The 17,570-nt window shown below is 62.7% G+C and carries 16 protein-coding genes; 12 read left to right on the top strand and 4 right to left on the bottom strand.

Going from position 1 to position 17,570, the window contains the following annotated elements; translation table 11 throughout:
- From VFW93_RS16215 to VFW93_RS16180, 8 genes are all read left to right on the top strand, one after another.
- A partial coding sequence (locus VFW93_RS16215; protein ID WP_329694998.1) for a glutamate synthase-related protein occupies positions 1–3,180 on the top strand: 3,180 nt, incomplete at its 5' end.
- A gap of 24 nt (positions 3,181–3,204) precedes the next feature.
- Positions 3,205–4,668, top strand: coding sequence for a glutamate synthase subunit beta (locus VFW93_RS16210; RefSeq protein ID WP_329694997.1), 1,464 nt, complete (start codon positions 3,205–3,207; stop codon positions 4,666–4,668).
- A gap of 137 nt (positions 4,669–4,805) precedes the next feature.
- On the top strand, positions 4,806–5,633 hold the full coding sequence (locus tag VFW93_RS16205; RefSeq protein ID WP_329694996.1) for an ABC transporter ATP-binding protein: 828 nt from the start codon (positions 4,806–4,808) through the stop codon (positions 5,631–5,633).
- Positions 5,633–6,415 carry a lipid asymmetry maintenance ABC transporter permease subunit MlaE gene (mlaE, locus tag VFW93_RS16200; RefSeq protein WP_329695000.1) on the top strand — a complete coding sequence of 261 codons (783 nt, stop codon included), beginning with the start codon at positions 5,633–5,635 and terminating at the stop codon, positions 6,413–6,415. Before VFW93_RS16205 ends, mlaE begins: the two co-directional genes overlap by 1 nt.
- Before the next feature lie 29 nt (positions 6,416–6,444).
- Positions 6,445–6,927, top strand: coding sequence for an outer membrane lipid asymmetry maintenance protein MlaD (gene mlaD / locus VFW93_RS16195; protein ID WP_329694995.1), 483 nt, complete (start codon positions 6,445–6,447; stop codon positions 6,925–6,927).
- A complete protein-coding gene (locus tag VFW93_RS16190; RefSeq protein ID WP_329694994.1) occupies positions 6,924–7,760 on the top strand; it encodes a VacJ family lipoprotein in 837 nt (278 codons plus the stop codon). Before mlaD ends, VFW93_RS16190 begins: the two co-directional genes overlap by 4 nt.
- 105 nt (positions 7,761–7,865) lie before the next feature.
- Positions 7,866–8,540 (top strand): MlaC/ttg2D family ABC transporter substrate-binding protein, encoded by a 675-nt coding sequence (locus tag VFW93_RS16185; RefSeq protein WP_414639702.1) that lies wholly within the window; start codon positions 7,866–7,868, stop codon positions 8,538–8,540.
- A gap of 12 nt (positions 8,541–8,552) precedes the next feature.
- A complete protein-coding gene (locus VFW93_RS16180; RefSeq protein ID WP_329694993.1) occupies positions 8,553–8,837 on the top strand; it encodes an STAS domain-containing protein in 285 nt (94 codons plus the stop codon).
- 25 nt (positions 8,838–8,862) lie between these two features.
- Here the strand turns inward: VFW93_RS16180 and zwf are convergent, their stop codons facing one another.
- Positions 8,863–10,329, bottom strand: coding sequence for a glucose-6-phosphate dehydrogenase (gene zwf, locus VFW93_RS16175; RefSeq protein WP_329694992.1), 1,467 nt, complete (start codon positions 10,327–10,329; stop codon positions 8,863–8,865).
- 204 nt (positions 10,330–10,533) lie between these two features.
- Here zwf and tal point away from each other — a divergent pair, with 204 nt between their 5' ends.
- From tal to VFW93_RS16160, 3 genes are read left to right on the top strand one after another with little or no spacing between them, the layout of a single operon-like run.
- Complete coding sequence (gene tal / locus VFW93_RS16170; protein ID WP_329694991.1) at positions 10,534–11,490, top strand: transaldolase; 957 nt, start codon at positions 10,534–10,536, stop codon at positions 11,488–11,490.
- Between the two features lie 11 nt (positions 11,491–11,501).
- Positions 11,502–13,142 (top strand): glucose-6-phosphate isomerase, encoded by a 1,641-nt coding sequence (gene pgi, locus VFW93_RS16165; RefSeq protein ID WP_329694990.1) that lies wholly within the window; start codon positions 11,502–11,504, stop codon positions 13,140–13,142.
- A 27-nt stretch (positions 13,143–13,169) separates the two neighbouring features.
- Complete coding sequence (locus VFW93_RS16160) at positions 13,170–13,820, top strand: HAD family phosphatase (RefSeq protein ID WP_329694989.1); 651 nt, start codon at positions 13,170–13,172, stop codon at positions 13,818–13,820.
- A 25-nt stretch (positions 13,821–13,845) separates the two neighbouring features.
- Here the strand turns inward: VFW93_RS16160 and rpoH are convergent, their stop codons facing one another.
- The 3 genes from rpoH to VFW93_RS16145 all read right to left on the bottom strand — a co-directional run bounded on the left by rpoH (position 13,846) and on the right by VFW93_RS16145 (position 16,273).
- Positions 13,846–14,772, bottom strand: coding sequence for an RNA polymerase sigma factor RpoH (gene rpoH, locus VFW93_RS16155; RefSeq protein WP_329694988.1), 927 nt, complete (start codon positions 14,770–14,772; stop codon positions 13,846–13,848).
- 123 nt (positions 14,773–14,895) lie between these two features.
- Positions 14,896–15,603 (bottom strand): DNA alkylation repair protein, encoded by a 708-nt coding sequence (locus VFW93_RS16150; RefSeq protein ID WP_329694987.1) that lies wholly within the window; start codon positions 15,601–15,603, stop codon positions 14,896–14,898.
- 7 nt (positions 15,604–15,610) lie between these two features.
- Positions 15,611–16,273, bottom strand: a complete 663-nt coding sequence (locus VFW93_RS16145; RefSeq protein WP_329694986.1) for a TetR/AcrR family transcriptional regulator — start codon at positions 16,271–16,273, stop codon at positions 15,611–15,613.
- Positions 16,274–16,389: 116 nt separating this feature from the next.
- On the opposite strand from VFW93_RS16145, the gene VFW93_RS16140 reads away from it, so the two are divergent.
- On the top strand, positions 16,390–17,570 hold a 1,181-nt coding region (locus tag VFW93_RS16140; RefSeq protein ID WP_329694985.1), incomplete at its 3' end, for an NAD(P)/FAD-dependent oxidoreductase.

Genomic DNA, 17,570 nt, shown 5'->3' with positions numbered 1-17,570 from the left:
AAGAACAAGCCGCTGTACAACTACTTCAAGCAGTTGTTCGCCCAGGTGACCAACCCGCCGATCGACCCCATCCGCGAAGCCGTGGTGATGTCGCTGGTGTCCTTCGTTGGTCCCAAGCCCAACCTGCTGGACATCAACGCGGTGAACCCGCCGATGCGCCTCGAGTTGTCCCAGCCTGTGCTGGACTTCGACGACATGGCCCGTCTGCGCAACATCGAAAAGCACACCGGCGGCAAGTTCAAGCCTTACGAGATCGACATCACCTACCCGGCCGCATGGGGCCACGAAGGTGTGGAAGCTCGCCTGGCCTCGCTGTGCGCTGAAGCCGTGGAAGCCATCCAGTCCGGTCACAACATCATGATCGTGACCGATCGCAAGATGGACCGCGCCAACATCGCCATCCCCGCGCTGCTGGCCCTGTCGGCGATCCACCATCACCTGGTCCGCAAGGGCCTGCGTACCTCGGCCGGTCTGGTGGTCGAAACCGGTACCGCCCGTGAAGTGCACCACTTCGCCGTGCTGGCTGGTTACGGCGCCGAAGCCGTCCACCCCTACCTGGCGCTGGAAACCTTGACAGACATGGCCAAGGAACTGCCTGGTGACCTGTCGGCCGAGAAGGCGATCTACAACTACGTCAAGGCCATCGGCAAGGGTCTCTCGAAGATCATGTCGAAGATGGGCATCAGCACGTACATGTCGTACTGTGGCGCTCAGATCTTCGAAGCCATCGGCCTGAACAAGGAACTGATCGACAAGTACTTCCGTGGCACCCCCACGCAAGTCGGCGGCATCGGCGTGTTCGAAGTGGCTGAAGAAGCCATCCGCAACCACAAGGCTGCCTTCGGCAATGACCCTGTGCTGGCCAACATGCTGGACGCTGGCGGTGAATACGCCTGGCGTACCCGCGGTGAAGAGCACATGTGGACGCCTGACGCGATCGCCAAGCTGCAGCACGCCACCCGTGCGGGCAAGTTCGACACGTACAAGGAATACGCCCAGATCATCAACGATCAAAGCAAGCGCCACCTGACGCTGCGCGGCCTGTTCGAGTTCAAGATCGATCCAACCAAGGCGATCCCGCTGGAAGAAGTCGAACCAGCCTCCGAGATCGTCAAGCGCTTCGCCACGGGCGCCATGTCGCTGGGCTCCATCTCGACCGAAGCCCACTCGACCCTGGCCCTGGCCATGAACCGCATCGGCGGCAAGTCGAACACCGGTGAAGGCGGCGAAGACGAGAATCGTTATCGCAACGAGCTCAAGGGCATCAAGATCGCTGCTGGCACCAAGGTGTCGGACGTGGTCGGCGCCTCGCGCATCGAAGCCGATTACGAGATGAAGGAAGGCGACAGCCTGCGCTCGAAGATCAAGCAGGTGGCTTCCGGTCGCTTTGGCGTGACGACCGAGTACCTGGTGTCTGCCGACCAGATCCAGATCAAGATGGCTCAGGGCGCCAAGCCCGGTGAAGGCGGTCAGTTGCCAGGCGGCAAGGTGTCCGACTACATCGGCAAGCTGCGTCACTCGGTGCCGGGCGTGGGTCTGATCTCGCCACCTCCTCACCACGATATCTACTCGATCGAAGACCTGGCTCAGCTGATCCACGATCTGAAGAACGTCAACCCCAAGGCTGACATCTCCGTCAAGCTGGTGTCCGAAGTGGGTGTGGGTACCGTGGCCACCGGCGTGGCCAAGGCCAAGGCCGACCACATCGTGATCGCCGGTCACGACGGCGGCACGGGCGCTTCGCCCTGGTCGTCGATCAAGCACTGCGGCACGCCGTGGGAGCTGGGGCTGGCTGAAACACAGCAGACCCTGGTCCTGAACCGCCTGCGCGGTCGCGTTCGTGTGCAGACCGACGGTCAGCTCAAGACCGGTCGCGACGTGGTGATCGGCGGCCTGCTGGGCGCTGATGAATTCGGCTTTGCGACCGCACCGCTGGTCGTCGAGGGCTGCATCATGATGCGCAAGTGCCACCTCAACACCTGCCCGGTGGGCGTGGCCACGCAAGACCCCGTCCTGCGCAAGAAGTTCTCCGGCAAGCCCGAGCACGTCGTGAACTACTTTTTCTTCGTTGCCGAAGAAGCGCGTCAGATCATGGCTCAGCTGGGCATCAAGAAGTTCGACGACCTGATCGGCCGCGCCGACCTGCTCGACATGCGCAAGGGTGTGGAGCACTGGAAGGCCCAGGGCCTGGACTTCAGCCGCGTCTTCGCGCTGCCTCCGGTGCCTGCCGATGTGCCTCGCCTGCACGTGGACACGCAAGACCACGGTCTGGACAAGGCCCTGGACGTGCGCCTCATCGAGAAGGCCCAGCCCGCCATCCAGCGCGGCGAGAAGGTCCAGTTCATGGAAGAGGCCCGCAACGTCAACCGTACCGTCGGCGCCATGCTGTCGGGCGAGTTGATCAAGCACCATCCGGATGGCCTGCCTGACCAGACCGTGTTCATCCAGATGGAAGGCACGGGCGGTCAATCCTTCGGCGCATTCCTGGCCAAGGGCATCACCCTGTACCTGATCGGTGAAGCCAACGACTACACCGGCAAGGGCTTGTCGGGTGGCCGCGTGGTCGTGCGTCCGAGCATCGACTTCCGTGGCAACGCCACCGACAACATCATCGTCGGCAACACCGTGTTGTACGGTGCCACCGAAGGTGAGGCCTTCTTCCGCGGTGTGGGCGGCGAACGCTTCGGCGTGCGTCTGTCCGGTGCCACGGCGGTTGTTGAAGGCACGGGTGACCACGGTTGCGAATACATGACCGGTGGTACGGTCGTGGTGCTGGGCAAGACCGGCCGCAACTTCGCTGCCGGTATGTCCGGTGGTATCGCCTACGTCTACGATGAAGACGGCCAGTTCGCCAAGCGCGTCAACACCGCCCAGGTCTCCCTGGAGAAGGTGCTGCCTGCCGCCGAGCAAGCCGATGCAGGCATCCCGATGCACAAGGGTGTGGCTGACGAGGCCGCGCTCAAGAAGCTCATCGAAGACCACCATCGCTGGACCGGTTCGCTGCGTGCCCGCGAGATCCTGGACAACTGGTCGACTGCCATGGCCAAGTTCGTCAAGGTGTTCCCGCATGAGTACCGCCGCGCACTGACCGAAATGGGCGCCAAGCAAGAAGCAACCGCCACCATCGCCAAGGCAAAGAGCGATGACGGCAAGTCGAAGTCCGGCAAGGCCAAGGCCTGAACCGACGACGTGGAGTGAATTGAAATGGGAAAAGTCACTGGCTTTCTGGAATTCGAGCGGCTGGAAGAGGGCTACGAGCCCGTTGAAAAGCGCGTCAAGAACTACAAGGAGTTCGTCATTGGTCTGAAGCCTGAAGAGGCCAAGATCCAGGGCGCACGTTGCATGGACTGCGGCACACCGTTTTGCAACAACGGCTGCCCGGTCAACAACATCATTCCGGACTTCAACGACCTGGTTTACCGCAACGACTGGAAGAATGCGATCGAGGTGCTGCACTCGACCAACAACTTCCCCGACTTCACCGGTCGTGTCTGCCCGGCTCCTTGTGAAGCCGCTTGCGTGCTGAACATCAACAACGACGCCGTCGGCATCAAGTCGATCGAGCACGCCATCGTTGATCGTGCCTGGGCCGAAGGCTGGATCAAGCCTCAGCCTGCTGCCGTCAAGACCGGCAAGAAGGTGGCTGTCGTGGGCTCCGGCCCTGCCGGCATGGCTGCCGCTCAGCAACTGGCTCGCGCCGGTCACGCTGTGACCGTGTTCGAGAAGAACGACACCATCGGTGGCCTGCTGCGTTTTGGCATCCCCGACTTCAAGTTCGACAAGTCGCACATCGACAAGCGCGTCAAGCAGATGGAAGCCGAAGGCGTGGTCTTCAAGACCAACACCATCGTCGGCGAGATGCCCAAGGGTTCCAAGGTCACCAACTGGGCCAAGGACACCGTCACCCCCGAGCAACTCAACAAGGAGTTCGATGCGGTGATCCTGGCTGGTGGCGCCGAGCAATCGCGTGACCTGCCTGTGCCCGGCCGAGACCTGGCCGGCATCCACTTCGCGATGGAGTTCCTGCCTCAGCAGAACCGCGTGAACGCGGGCGGCAAGGTCAAGGACCAGATCATGGCCACGGGCAAGAACGTGATCGTGATCGGCGGCGGCGACACCGGCTCCGACTGCGTCGGTACCTCCAACCGCCATGGCGCCAAGAGCGTGATCCAGTTCGAGTTGATGCCTCAGCCTCCCGAGCAGGAAAACAAGGAACTGACCTGGCCCTACTGGCCGATCAAGCTGCGCACTTCTTCCAGCCACGAAGAAGGTTGTGAGCGCGAGTTCGCCATCGCCACGAAGGAATTCATCGGCGAAAATGGCAAGGTCACGGCTGTGAAGACGGTTCGCGTCGAGTTCAAGGACGGCAAGTTCATTGAAGTCGCCGGTTCCGAGCAGATCTTGAAGGCAGATCTGGTGCTGTTGGCCATGGGCTTCACCAACCCGGTGGAAACCATGCTGACGGGCTTCGGCGTCGAGAAGGATGCCCGTGGCAACGCCAAGGCTTCGACCGATGTCGGCGGCTATCGCACCAATGTGGCCAAGGTTTTCGCCGCTGGCGACGTGCGCCGTGGTCAATCGCTGGTGGTCTGGGCCATCCGTGAAGGCCGCCAGGCTGCCCGTGAGGTGGATGCATTCCTGATGGGTTCGACCACGCTGCCCCGATAAACACCGTTTATTGGCCTTTTGCCTGTTGTGCCCACCCATCGGGGCGACAGGCAGATTGAGCGTGAATACCCTATCATCGGAGGGGCCGGCACTACGCCGGCCCTTTTTCTTTTCTGCTCCACCACCTGTGTCCCCAGATGTCTGAACCAGACGCGTCCACACCGTTGCCCGAAAACGCCGTAGAGTTGCGCGCCGTGACTTGCGGCTATGGCGATCGGATCATCCTGGAGAACATCAGCCTGGTGGTGCCACGTGGCAGCGTCGTCGCCTTGATGGGCACGTCCGGCGGCGGCAAGACCACCGTGCTGCGTCTGATCGGCCGGCAGATCAAGGCCTTGTCGGGGCAGGTACTGGTCAATGGCCAGGACGTGGCCACGCTGGACGCCGAAGGCCTGATGGCCGCGCGTCGTCGCATGGGCATGTTGTTCCAGTTTGGCGCCTTGTTCACCGATCTGTCCGTGTTCGAGAACGTGGCCTTCCCGCTGCGCGAGCACACCAATCTGCCCGAATCCATCCTGCGTGATCTGGTGCTGATGAAGCTCAACGCGGTGGGCCTGCGTGGTGCGCGTGATCTGATGCCCAGCGAGGTGTCGGGCGGCATGTCGCGTCGTGTGGCGCTGGCGCGTGCCATGGCGCTGGATCCCGAGTTGATGCTGTATGACGAGCCCTTTGCCGGGCTGGACCCCATCTCCATGGGCATCGCCGCGCGCCTGATTCGCGAACTCAACGACACCATGGGCCTGACCAGCATCGTGGTCTCGCATGACGTCGAGGAAACCTTCCTGATCGCCGATCACATCGTGTTGCTGGCCAATGGCCGCATCGTGGCGCAGGGCACACCCGCCGAGATGCGCGCCAGCGAGGATCCGCTGGTCAAGCAGTTCGTGCATGCCGCGCCCGATGGTCCGGTTCGTTTCCACTACCCTGCTGCAGAAGCGGGTCAAGATTTCGGGGTGCGCGGATGATCAACTGGCTCAATCCGGCCCATGTGGGGCGGGCCACCCGCTCCAAACTGGCAGACATGGGCTATGGCGCCCGTCTGTTCCTGCGCCTGTTGATGACGCTGGGTGCCACCCTGCGTCGCCCGCGCCTGTTGTCCGAGCAGATATTCTTCCTCGGCAATTACTCGCTGGCCATCATCGTGGTGTCCGGTCTGTTTGTGGGCTTCGTGCTGGGCTTGCAGGGCTACTACATCCTGCAGCGCTATGGCTCCAGCGAGGCCCTGGGCCTGATGGTGGCCTTGTCCCTGGTGCGTGAACTCGGGCCCGTGGTGGCAGCCTTGTTGTTTGCCGGTCGTGCCGGTACCGCCCTGACGGCCGGGATCGGCCTCATGAAAGCCGGAGAGCAACTGGCTGCCATGGAAATGATGGCCGTTGATCCTGTGCAGCGCGTGCTGGCGCCTCGCTTCTGGGGTGGCGTGATAGCGATGCCCCTGCTGGGCGCGGTGTTCTCGGCTGTGGGTATTCTGGGCGGCTGGGTGGTCGGTGTCGTGATGATCGGGGTGGACGAAGGTGCGTTCTGGTCGCAGATGCAAAACGGCGTGGAGGTCTGGGCTGACGTCGGCAACGGCATGCTCAAGAGCGTGGTGTTCGGCCTGACCGTGACCTTCGTGGCCTTGTTGCAGGGCTACGAATGCCAACCAACACCCGAGGGTGTGTCGCTGGCCACCACGCGTACGGTGGTGATGGCTTCGCTGGCCGTGCTGGCGCTGGACTTTGTGCTGACAGCCATGATGTTCTCGATCTGAGATCGGGCAGGGCTGCAAGGAAGAACAAGATGCAGAAATCAAAACATGATGTGTGGGTTGGCCTGTTCGTGCTGCTGGGTGCAGCGGCCATCCTGTTTCTCGCGCTCAAGGCCGGCAATCTGCTGACCTTGTCGTTTGATACCGGTTACGCGGTCGTGGCCCGTTTCGACAACATCGGCGGGCTCAAGCGCCAGGCGGCGGTCAAGAGTGCAGGTGTGGTGGTCGGTCGCGTGCAGTCCATCACCTTTGACACCAAGACCTACCAGGCACAGGTCGAGATCACCCTCAACAAAGGCGTGGCCTTTCCGAAAGATACGTCAGCCAAGATCCTGACTGCGGGCCTGCTCGGCGAGCAGTACATCGGTCTGGAGCCTGGCTATGGCGAGTCCAATCTGGTTGCCGGCGACACCATCAAGAGTACCCAGTCGGCCATCGTCCTTGAAAACCTGATCAGCCAGTTCCTCTACAGCAAGGCTGCTGAAGGGAGCGGTGGCAAGGAGGGGCAGAAGTGAACAGGAAATCCGCTCTGCTGGTCGGCTTGCTGCTGGCTGGCGCATTGCAGGGCTGTGCCACGCGCCAGAACCCTGACCCGCTGGAGCCTTGGAACCGCAAGGTGTTCGGCTTCAATGAATCGCTGGATGCCAATGTGCTCAAGCCCGTGGCCGAAGGCTACAAGGTCGTGACACCCGAGCCTGTTCGCACGGCGTTCACCAACTTCGTCAGCAACATCAAGGACGTCTGGTCGACCGCCAATCTGTTTCTGCAGGGGCGCTTCAAGGACGGCACGCTGGGCGTGATCCGGTTCACGGTCAACTCCACACTGGGGCTGGGTGGCCTGATCGACATCGCCACACCGATGCAACTGTACAAATCCAATGAGGATTTCGGGCAGACGCTGGGTGTGTGGGGTGTCAAGCCGGGCGCCTACATCGTCTGGCCGGTGCTGGGTTCGTCCACCTTGCGTGATTCGGCCGGTATCCCTGGCGACATGTATTTCTCGCCGTCGACACTGGGGACCTATCCGCGCGAAGAAAACGTGCTGCGTGCCTTGCAGATCGTCAACGCGCGTGCCAATTACCTCAGTGCCACCAATCTGGTGGACGATGTGGCCCTCGACAAGTACTCGTTCGTGCGTGACGCCTACCTGCAGCGCAGGCAGAACCTGATCTACGAAGGTGATCCACCCGAGGAAGACGAGATGGACGATCCATCTCAGCCTGAGAATGTGGCGCCACCCGCCGCAGGAGCCAGTGAAGTCGGTGCGGCTACGGTGCCCGATGCGCCCGTGCCAGTGAAGACCGCGCAAGCCGAATCGGCCCCCAATCCGTGGGCGATGTTCCCCTGATACCGGTGGGTTTGGTGTAAAGAAAGATAATCGAGGGCAATCCGGTCCACCCGGCGCGCTTTTGCCGCGTTAGTGGATGGAATGCTCTCCGAAAGGGACCACAACATGTCTTCCATCAATGTCATCACCGTTCGTCTGATCGCTGCGGCCACCATGTCGCTGGTTGCGCTGTCGGGCGCCCATGCGGCCACCGAGTCCGTGGCGCTGACCTCTGCCGCCGCGTCTTCCCAGACGCCTGATGCCTTCATCAAGACGATCACCACAGAGGTGTTTGCCACCGTCAAGGGTGACAAGGCCATCCAGTCCGGCGACCTCCACAAGGTCATCCAGGTGGTGGACACCAAGATCATGCCCAACGTGAACTTCACGCGCATGACGGCCACCGCCGTGGGCCGGGCATGGCGTCAGGCCACGCCCGAGCAGCAAAAGCGCCTGCAAGACGAGTTCAAGACGCTGTTGATCTATACCTACTCCGGTGCTGTGGCCCAGATCAAGGATCAGGTCGTCGAGTACAAGCCCATGCGCAGCCGTCCGGAAGACACCGAGGTCGTGGTGCGTACCATCGTGCGCGGCAAGGGTGACCCTATCCAACTGGACTACCGCCTGGAGAAGGCCGGCGACACCTGGAAGATCTATGACGTGAACGTGCTGGGCGCCTGGCTGGTCCAGACCTACCAGAGCAGCTTCGCCCAGGAAGTCAATGCCTCCGGTATTGACGGCTTGATCGCCAAGCTGGTTGAACGCAACAAGCAACTGGCGACCAAGAAGGTTGCCGGCTGATTCGGGATCACCATGCTGCTTTTGCCCGCCGTCATCACGCACGCTGAAGTGCCCCATGTGCTGAGCCTGTTCAAGCAGACGCTGGACAAGGCAGACAAAGGCAGTTCGGATGCGGCCATGCTGACGGTGGACGGCTCCGCCTTGCAGCGTTTTGATTCAAGCGCTCTGGCCGTGCTGCTGGAATGCCAGCGCATGGCCCGCGCCAAGGGCAGGGCCTTTGCGGTGCAATCGCTGCCCCCGCGCCTGACGGAACTGGCCCGCCTCTACGGCGTGGATGGGCTGCTGCAGTCGGCCTGATCGCTCGGTCTGGCCGGCCTGTGCTTCAGGCTTCTTCAGCCCAGGCAAAACCATCACGCGCCACCAGGGCGCTGGCCGCAGGTGGCCCCCAGGTGCCAGCTGTGTAGCTGCGCACCGTGCTGCTGTCGTGCGCCCAGGTGTCCAGAATCGGTTCCACCCAGCGCCAGGCCTGCTCCTGTTCGTCGGAGCGCACAAACAGATTGAGTCTGCCGGCCAGTGCGTCCAGCAGCATGCGCTCGTAGGCGCCCACGCGGTCGGTGGGGAAGGCCTTGTCGAAATCCAGGTCCAGCGACACGGGTGACAAGGTTTCAGGCAAGGCGCCCACGCCTGCTGACGCCACCGAGCCCTTGGCGGCCAGCAGGTGCAACTCCAGGCCATCCTCGGGTTGCAGCTTGATCACCAGCTTGTTGGCGGTATGGGCGCCAGGGAAGATCGGGTGTGGCGTCGGGCGGAAGTTCACCACGATGTCGGCATGGCGGTCAGCCATGCGTTTGCCGGTACGCAGGTAGAAGGGCACGCCCGCCCAGCGCCAGTTCTGGACTTCGCAGCGCAGGGCCACAAAGGTCTCCGTGTGGCTGCCTGCCGGCACCTTGTCTTCTTCCAGGTAGCCCTTCACCGCTTGCCCGGCAATGGTGCCGGCTCGGTACTGCCCGCGCACCACATCGCGGTTCACGGTGGCCGCATCAAAGGGTTTGAGCGAACGCAGCACCTTGAGCTTTTCGTCGCGGATGGCGTCCGCATCGGCGCTCGATGGGGGCTCCATCGCGATCATCGTCAGCAATTGCAGCGCGTGGTTCTGGATCATGTCGCGCAGTGCGCCGGTGCGGTCGTAAAAGTCGCCGCGGGTGCCCACGCCCAGCGTTTCTGCCAGGGTGATCTGGATGTTGGCAATGCTTTCACGCCGCCACAAGGGTTCGAACAGCACGTTGCCGAAGCGCAGCGCCATGAGGTTCTGAACCGAAGGCTTGCCCAGATAGTGGTCGATCCGAAGGGCCTGGCGTTCCGTGAACACGGCCCGCACGGCCTGATTGATCTCCTGTGCACTGGCCAGATCATGACCCAGGGGCTTTTCCAGTACGACGCGGATGCCGTCGTGATTGAGGCCGCATGCGCCCAGTTGCTGGCAGATGGTCGGGAACAGGTGAGGGCTGGTGGCCAGGTAAATGACGGTGTTGTCGGTCTGCCGGGCCTGCAGCCAAGCCTTCAATCTCAGGTAGTCCGCTGGCAGCGACAGGTCCATGCGCATGTAGTGGATCAGCGCAGAAAACTGGGCGTATTCGTCTTCTGTCGGGCGTTTGGCGCTGTCGGCAGCACGCAGGCGTTCATGCAGCCAGTTGCGGTAACTGGCGTCGTCCTGCTCGTCGCGGGCCACGGCGAGGATGCGACCGTCTGCCGGCAATTTACCGTGACGCCAGGCCTGAAACAGCGATGGCATGAGCTTGCGCCAGGTCAGGTCGCCGGTTCCGCCGAAGAAAACGAGGTCAAAAGACATGCGCAGTTGCGAAAAATGGTCAGTCTGACTATCCGCTTGAGGGGTAGTACCGAACTTTGTCACCGAATTGGACTCAGAATAAAGGGAACAATAAGGCAATTTCACGGCGGCAGTCTGCGTAATCGGGACTGTATTGGCCGGTGTATTTTTGACACGCCAACAAAAACACGAAGCGAATCCGCTTTTCCGATTCGAATCAGAGATATGACCTCGCAACTCGAACAGCTCAAGGCCTGTACCACCGTCGTGGCCGACACCGGCGATTTCAAACAGCTCGCCCAGTTCACGCCGCAGGATGCGACCACCAATCCCTCGCTGATCCTCAAGGCTGTTCAGAAGCCCGATTACGCGCCCTTGCTGGCCGATACGGTGGCGGCACATCGTACGGAGTCGCTGGACGCCATCGTCGATCAGGTGCTGGTGCGTTTCGGGCTGGAAATACTCAAGGTCGTGCCTGGCCGCGTCTCCACAGAAGTTGATGCACGCCTGAGTTTTGATACCCAGGCGACGATCGCGCGTGCCCGCCACATCATGGGTTTGTACGAGGCGGCTGGTATTTCGCGCGACCGCGTGCTGATCAAGATTGCCTCGACCTGGGAGGGTATCCAGGCCGCCAGGGTGCTGGAGCAGGATGGCATTCACTGCAATCTCACCTTGCTGTTTGCCTACGCGCAGGCCCAGGCTTGCGGCGATGCCAAGGTGCAGTTGATTTCACCTTTCGTCGGGCGCATCTATGACTGGTACAAGAAGACAGCCGGTGCGCAGTGGGATGAGGCCGCCAATGCCGGTGTGAACGACCCGGGCGTGAAGTCCGTGGCGCGCATTTACGATTACTACAAACAGCATGGCATCCGTACAGAGGTGATGGGTGCCAGCTTCCGCAATGTGGGGCAGATCCTGGCGCTGGCCGGTTGCGATCTGCTGACCATCAGTCCGGATCTGCTCGCACAACTGCAGTCGGCAGATGCCGAGGCTCAGCCCGTGGTTCGTCGCCTCACACCGCCCGCGACGACGGTCAGCGCGCCAGCGCCGATGTCGGAGTCCGCCTTCCGCTACGCACTCAATGAGGATGCGATGGCCACCGAGAAGCTGGCCGAAGGGATCCGTCTGTTTGCGGTGGATGCCGGCAAGCTCGATGCGCTGATCGAGGCGCAGCGTTGACGCGAGTTGACATGGGCTATCCCCGTTGCGATCAGACCGTGGCCTGGTCCGCCTTGAGCGGGCATGTCGAGGCTCATGGGCGCGATCTGGATCTTCGCCAGGTGTTTGCGGACGACCCGGATCGCGTGCAGCGTCTGGGCATTCAGGCACCGGAAGTGTTCGCGGACTTGTCGCGTGCACACTGGGATGTGGCCACGATGCGCCACCTGCTGGACCTCGCTCGTGAGTGTGGTCTGGAGGCCCGGCGCGATGCGCTCATGGCCGGTGACATCGTCAACCAGACGGAAGGGCGTGCGGCCCTGCACACGGCCTTGCGTGCACCCAGAGGGGCCGCGCCGTTCAGCGAGCAGGTCCATCAAGTGTTGGATCGCATGCTGGCCTTTGTGGAGCGCGTGCGGCTGACGGCAGGGGGCACGGCACCAGGGCAGATCACGGACGTGGTCAACATCGGCATCGGAGGCTCCGATCTGGGACCCCAGATGGTGGTGCCGGCGCTGGATGCTTACGTGCACCCTGGCCTGAACTTCCATTTCGTGTCCAACGCGGACGGCCAGGATCTGGCCAGCGTGTTGCGCAAGGTCCGCCCTGAGCACACCTTGTTCGTGGTGGCCTCCAAGACCTTCACCACCCAGGAAACCATGGCCAACGCGCAGGCCGCTCGGCAGTGGTTCCTGGACCAGGGCGGCAAGGACATCGCCAGCCATTTCGTGGCCACCACCACCAACGTGGAGCTGGCCGCGGCCTTTGGCATCACCCAGACCTTCGGTTTCTGGGACTGGGTGGGTGGGCGCTTCTCGATGTGGTCGGCCATTGGTTTGCCGATTGCGCTGGCGCTGGGCAGCAGCAACTTCCACGCGATGCTGGCAGGTGCGCACGCGATGGACGAGCACTTTGCGCAAGCGCCCGTGCAAGGCAACCTGCCCATGCTGCTGGGCCTGATGGACGTCTGGTACCGCAATTTCAAGGGCTACACCAGCCGTTGCGTGGTGCCGTATCACCATGGCCTGCGGCGCCTGCCCGCGTATTTGCAGCAACTCGTGATGGAGAGCAATGGCAAGAGCGTGGATGCCCATGGCGACCCGCTGCCTTATGCCACCAGTGATGTGTTGTGGGGCGAGCCAGGTACCAACGGCCAGCATGCCTTCTTCCAGATGCTGCACCAGGGCTCGGATGTGATTCCGGTCGAGTTCCTGCTCGTCAAGCACGCCAGCTACCGTGCGCCTGGCGCCATGTCGCCGGCCATGCGTGCCTTGCTGGGCCAGCAACATCATGTGCTGCTGGCCAATGGCCTGGCACAGGCGCAGGCGCTGATGTGGGGCAAGTCTGCCGACGATGCGCTGCAGGAGCATGTGCCCACCGCATCGCCGCAGATGAGTCCCGAGGCCATCGCCAAACACCGCACCTTCTCCGGCAACCGGCCCAGCTTGACGCTGTTGCTGGACGAAGTCACGCCACGTTCGCTGGGGGCCCTGGTGGCTCTCTACGAGCACCGTACCTTCGTGAGCGGTGCGCTGTGGGGCATCAATTCGTTCGACCAGTGGGGCGTGGAACTCGGCAAGGCCTTGTGCAAGGATCTGCTGCCACGCCTGACCTCTGGCGATACCGCCGGGCTGGATGCCGCCACGGCTGCCATGATTGCGCGCCTGCGCTGAGCCTGACCTTGCAAGGGATGTTGTGACATGAGCCAGCTTGATGCCGTTCCTCAGCCTCAGGCTGTGGTGTTCGATTTCGGCGGCGTGCTGTTCAACTGGCAGCCGGCCAAATTGATCCAGTCGGTCTTGCCGCATCTGGCCAGCAATGACCAGCAGGCGCTGGATCTGGCTGCGCGGGTGTTCGAATCCTTCGTGCCGGGTAGCGACTGGTCGGAGTTTGATCGTGGCGCCCTGAGCTGGGATGAGGTTCGCGACAGGATCGCGCACCGGACCGGTCTGCAAGGGCGTGATGTTCACAGCCTGATGGAGGCCATCCCGCCGCACCTGGCACCGATTCCCGGCACGGTGGACTGGCTGCATCGGCTGGCCGAGTCAGGCGTGCCCCTGTACTTTCTGTCGAACATGCCGCGCCCGTATGCCGAGTTTCTGCAGCGCGAGCACGCGTTTCTGGATCGCTTTCTGGCGGGCGTGTTTTCGTGTGATGTGCAGCAGATCAAGCCGAATGCCGACATCTTCGAAACGGCGGCGGCCCGGTTTGGCGTGCAACCCGAACAGACCGTGTTCATCGACGACAACCCCCACAACATCCAAACAGCCCGCGCACTGGGGTGGCGGGCTGTTCAGTTTGTGGATGCGGCCCAGTGCCAGGCGGAACTGGCTGAACTGGGCTGGCTCTGATCGCCTGGGCGATCAGGCCCGGTGATCAGGCCTCGACGGTGTCGCTCAGCGCCTTGCGCATCTTCTTCATGGCGGCCACCTCGATCTGGCGGATACGTTCGGCGCTGACGCCGTAGACCGCAGCCAGATCGTGCAGGGTCATGCCGCCGGAACCGTCGTCATTGACCTTCAGCCAGCGCTCCTCCACGATGCGGCGGCTGCGTTCATCCAGCTGTTCCAGTGCCATGGCGATGCCGTCGCTGGCCAGCCAGTCGCGGCGGTGTGCCTCGATCACGCGAGTGGGTTCGTGCACCTCGTCCGACAGGTAGGTCAGCGGCGAGCTGGCGCCTTCATGGTCGTCGTCGGCCGGGGCTTCCAGGGCCACGTCGCCGCCGGACATGCGGGTTTCCATCTCGATGACGTCCTCGGGGCGCACATTCAGTTCTTGCGCCACACGGTGGATTTCGGCGTCACTGAAGCCGGCGCGGCCGACGTGATCGTTGCCTTCTTCGCCCTTGAACTGGTGCTTCATCGAGCGGAGGTTGAAGAACAGCTTGCGCTGGGCCTTGGTCGTGGCGACCTTGACCATGCGCCAGTTCTTCAGAATGTATTCGTGGATCTCGGCCTTGATCCAGTGCATGGCATAGCTCACCAGGCGCACGCCTTGATCCGGGTCGAAGCGCTTGACTGCCTTCATCAGGCCGACATTGCCTTCCTGGATCAGGTCGCCCTGGGGCAGCCCGTAGCCGATGTACTGGCGGGAGATGGACACGACCAGACGCAGGTGGGACAGCACCAGCCTGGATGCTGCTTGCAGATCCTGCTGATCACGCAGACGGCGAGCCAGGGCTTGCTCTTCGTCGGCCTCCAGCATGGGGATGGCCTGCACGGAACGGATGTACGCGTCCAGGTTGCCCAGCGAGGGCACCACACTCCAGGGGTCACGGGTCGCAATAGCGGTGGTCACGGTCATGGATGGTCCTTTCGTGAATCCTTCTCAGAACATATTAGCACTCTTGCTGAGAGAGTGCTAAGTCGAAAAAGTTCCACCCTGATGCGGTGATTTGCAGACCAGGTTGCTTGTCCCGCGCCGACCTCATTCACCCAGGTGTTTGCCGGCCTCTCTCAAGGTGAGCGCAGACAAGGCGGGACGGTGCTGGTTCAGGAATGCGCGCACGGCATCGGGGGCGTGGCGCGCATAGTCACGCAGGGCCCAGCCGATCGCTTTTCGGATGAAGAAATCAGCTTCAGGGGCGAGTTGCAGCGCGTAGCGCCACAGGCGAGCGGTGTCGGTGTCACTTCGCCAGCCCAGTTGGTGCAGCATGGCGACGCGGCGCACCCACAGGTTGTCGTGGTTCAGGGCGGCATCCATGAGCACCTGTGGATCGTTGCCATCGGGCAGGTGGGCCCGCAGGATGTCGCCGACGACGCCAGCCAGGGGGTCGACCGTGTCCCACCAGGATTTTTGCTGGACCAGGGCCAATAGCGTGGGGATGTCGTCCAGGGAGAGCGTGGCCCACTGCCTGGCCAGCAGGTCGGCTGCAGCGTACTGGTACTCGCGCTGCGGCAGGCGCCACAGGCTCTGGGCGGTGGCGATCAGGGTGGAGGCGGGCAGCTTCTGTTTGATCCATGCCGCCGTGGCGTGGCGTCGGGCGGGCGTCGGGATGCCCAGGAAGTCGAATTGATCGCGCATGTAGGCGCGCATGGGGGCCGCGCGTTCCACATCAGCCAGAGGGGCGAGGGCCGCTTGAAAGGCGGCTGTCAACGCCTTGGCGCTCGGGGGGGAGCCTGCGGGCGGTGGCATGGCGTGCTCAGGCTGGGGTTGCGCCACTGGTGGGTGTCGATGGCTGGCCCATGCCCATGATCAGCATGTCGATGGCGGCATCCACGTAGCGTTGCAGGCCGGCCTCGTCGTCTGGTGCGGCCAGATAGCGCATGACGCCGCCCTGGATCATGCCCACCACCACCTGGGCCGAGGCATTGACATCGAGGTCGGGCCGGAAGAAACCTTGGGCGACGCCGTTTTGCAGATAGGCCGCGGTGACCTTGCCCGTGACGCCAAACATCTTGAAAACCTGCTCGGTCATGGCCGCGTCGATGGAGGTGGCCTCCAGCATGATCAGCCGCAGCGCGCGTGGGTTGGCGCAGCCGAAGTCCATGAAGCGTTGCGCGATGCGCTGGCACTGGGCGCGGTAGTCCGCCAGGGAGGTGGCCACGGCAGGGGCGTTGTCGTCCACCAGCAACTGGCTGAGCTTGATGGCCACGTCCTGCACCACGTGCTCGAAGATGTCCCGCTTGTTCTGGAAGTAGCGGTAGAAGGTGCCGTGGCCCACGCCCAGCCGGCGGGCGATGTCGGCGATGCCCGTCTGGTGGTAGCCCTGTTCGGAGAAGGTCTCGAACGCGGCCTCAATGATGTCGGCCCTCAAACGCTGTTTGTTGGATTCGGCGCGAGAGATGGGCACAGAGTCGGTCATGAGGCGATGTTACCCGAGCACCTCCACCTGATTACCCCGGTTGACACCTGATTCCTTGATTGATATCTTGTTCCAAAACGGAATGACATGTCACGTTGTCAGAAAAGGACGGTTTCATGGGGTCAGATCAGTCAAGTGCAAAGCGCGAGGTGCGCCACAGCGAGATCATCATCGTCGGGGCGGGCTTTGCCGGCATCGGCGCGGCCATCCGCTTGCTGCAGGAAGGCATCCAGGATTTCATCGTGCTGGAAAAGGCGCCCAGCCTGGGGGGCGTCTGGCGTGACAACACCTATCCAGGTTGCGCGTGTGACGTGCCTTCGGCGCTGTACTCCTACTCGTTTGCACCCAAGCCGGACTGGAGCCGCGTGTTCGCGCCGCAGGAGGAAATCCGCCGTTATCTGCAGGACGTGGCGGCACGGCACGGGGTGACCTCGCGCTGCCGCTTCGAGCACGAGTTGCTGGAGGCGAGCTGGTCTGAAGCCGATCAGCTCTGGCATCTGCAGACCAGCCAGGGGCCTTACACGGCGCGCTTTGCCATCATGGCCTGCGGGCCCATGCACGAGCCTGTCTTGCCGGATGTGCCTGGCCTGGCCGCTTTCCCGGGGCAGGTGTTCCATTCCTCACAGTGGCGGCATGACCATGATCTGCGGGGGCGCCGCGTGGCCGTGATCGGCACGGGGGCGTCTGCCATCCAGTTCGTGCCGACCATCCAGCCGCAGGTGGGCCACATGACGGTGTTCCAGCGCACGCCACAGTGGATCCTGCCCAAGATGGATCTGGGTATTCCACCTTGGGCGCGTGGGCTGTTTGCCAGGCTGCCGTTGACGCAAAAACTCATGCGGGCGGGCATCTATGGTGTGTTCGAGATGCTCAACGGCGGCATTCGCCATCCGGCGGCGATGCGCCTGGTGCAGGCGCTGGCGCGCCACAACATCCACCGCAGCGTGAAGGATCCGGCCATGCGGCGCCTGCTCACGCCCAACTATGTGGCCGGTTGCAAGCGCATCCTGCAATCCAACCATTGGTATCCGGCTTTGACGAAGCCCAATGTGTCGCTGGTGCCGCACGGTGTGAAAGCGATCGAGGGCTCGCGTGTGATCGCTGCTGACGGCAGCGCACACGAGGTCGACACCATCATCCTGGGCACGGGCTTCGAGATCACGGCGCCGCCCATTGCCGAGCGCATCAAGGGCCGCAGTGGCGTGCCGGTGGCGCAGCGCTGGAAAGGCAGCCCTGAAGGCTACCTGGGCACCATGGTGCTGGACTGCCCCAATGCCTTCCTGATGATCGGGCCGAA

The sequence above is a fragment of the Aquabacterium sp. genome, assembly GCF_036279675.1.
GTDB lineage: Bacteria > Pseudomonadota > Gammaproteobacteria > Burkholderiales > Burkholderiaceae_C > Aquabacterium.
Note: the sequence above shows the minus strand (reverse complement) of the source record. Positions and strands in the feature narration are given on the sequence as shown.

Excerpts from the sequence above, each read along its gene's own strand:
- VFW93_RS16180 (WP_329694993.1), top strand. The coding sequence starts at position 8,553 with ATGCTGCTTTTGCCCGCCGTCATCACGCACGCTGAAGTGCCCCATGTG.
- zwf (WP_329694992.1), bottom strand. The coding sequence starts at position 10,329 with ATGTCTTTTGACCTCGTTTTCTTCGGCGGAACCGGCGACCTGACCTGG.
- VFW93_RS16145 (WP_329694986.1), bottom strand. The coding sequence starts at position 16,273 with ATGACCGACTCTGTGCCCATCTCTCGCGCCGAATCCAACAAACAGCGT.
- VFW93_RS16210 (WP_329694997.1), top strand. The coding sequence starts at position 3,205 with ATGGGAAAAGTCACTGGCTTTCTGGAATTCGAGCGGCTGGAAGAGGGC.
- tal (WP_329694991.1), top strand. The coding sequence starts at position 10,534 with ATGACCTCGCAACTCGAACAGCTCAAGGCCTGTACCACCGTCGTGGCC.
- VFW93_RS16185 (WP_414639702.1), top strand. The coding sequence starts at position 7,866 with ATGTCTTCCATCAATGTCATCACCGTTCGTCTGATCGCTGCGGCCACC.
- mlaD (WP_329694995.1), top strand. The coding sequence starts at position 6,445 with ATGCAGAAATCAAAACATGATGTGTGGGTTGGCCTGTTCGTGCTGCTG.
- VFW93_RS16205 (WP_329694996.1), top strand. The coding sequence starts at position 4,806 with ATGTCTGAACCAGACGCGTCCACACCGTTGCCCGAAAACGCCGTAGAG.
- rpoH (WP_329694988.1), bottom strand. The coding sequence starts at position 14,772 with ATGACCGTGACCACCGCTATTGCGACCCGTGACCCCTGGAGTGTGGTG.
- pgi (WP_329694990.1), top strand. The coding sequence starts at position 11,502 with ATGGGCTATCCCCGTTGCGATCAGACCGTGGCCTGGTCCGCCTTGAGC.
- VFW93_RS16150 (WP_329694987.1), bottom strand. The coding sequence starts at position 15,603 with ATGCCACCGCCCGCAGGCTCCCCCCCGAGCGCCAAGGCGTTGACAGCC.
- VFW93_RS16160 (WP_329694989.1), top strand. The coding sequence starts at position 13,170 with ATGAGCCAGCTTGATGCCGTTCCTCAGCCTCAGGCTGTGGTGTTCGAT.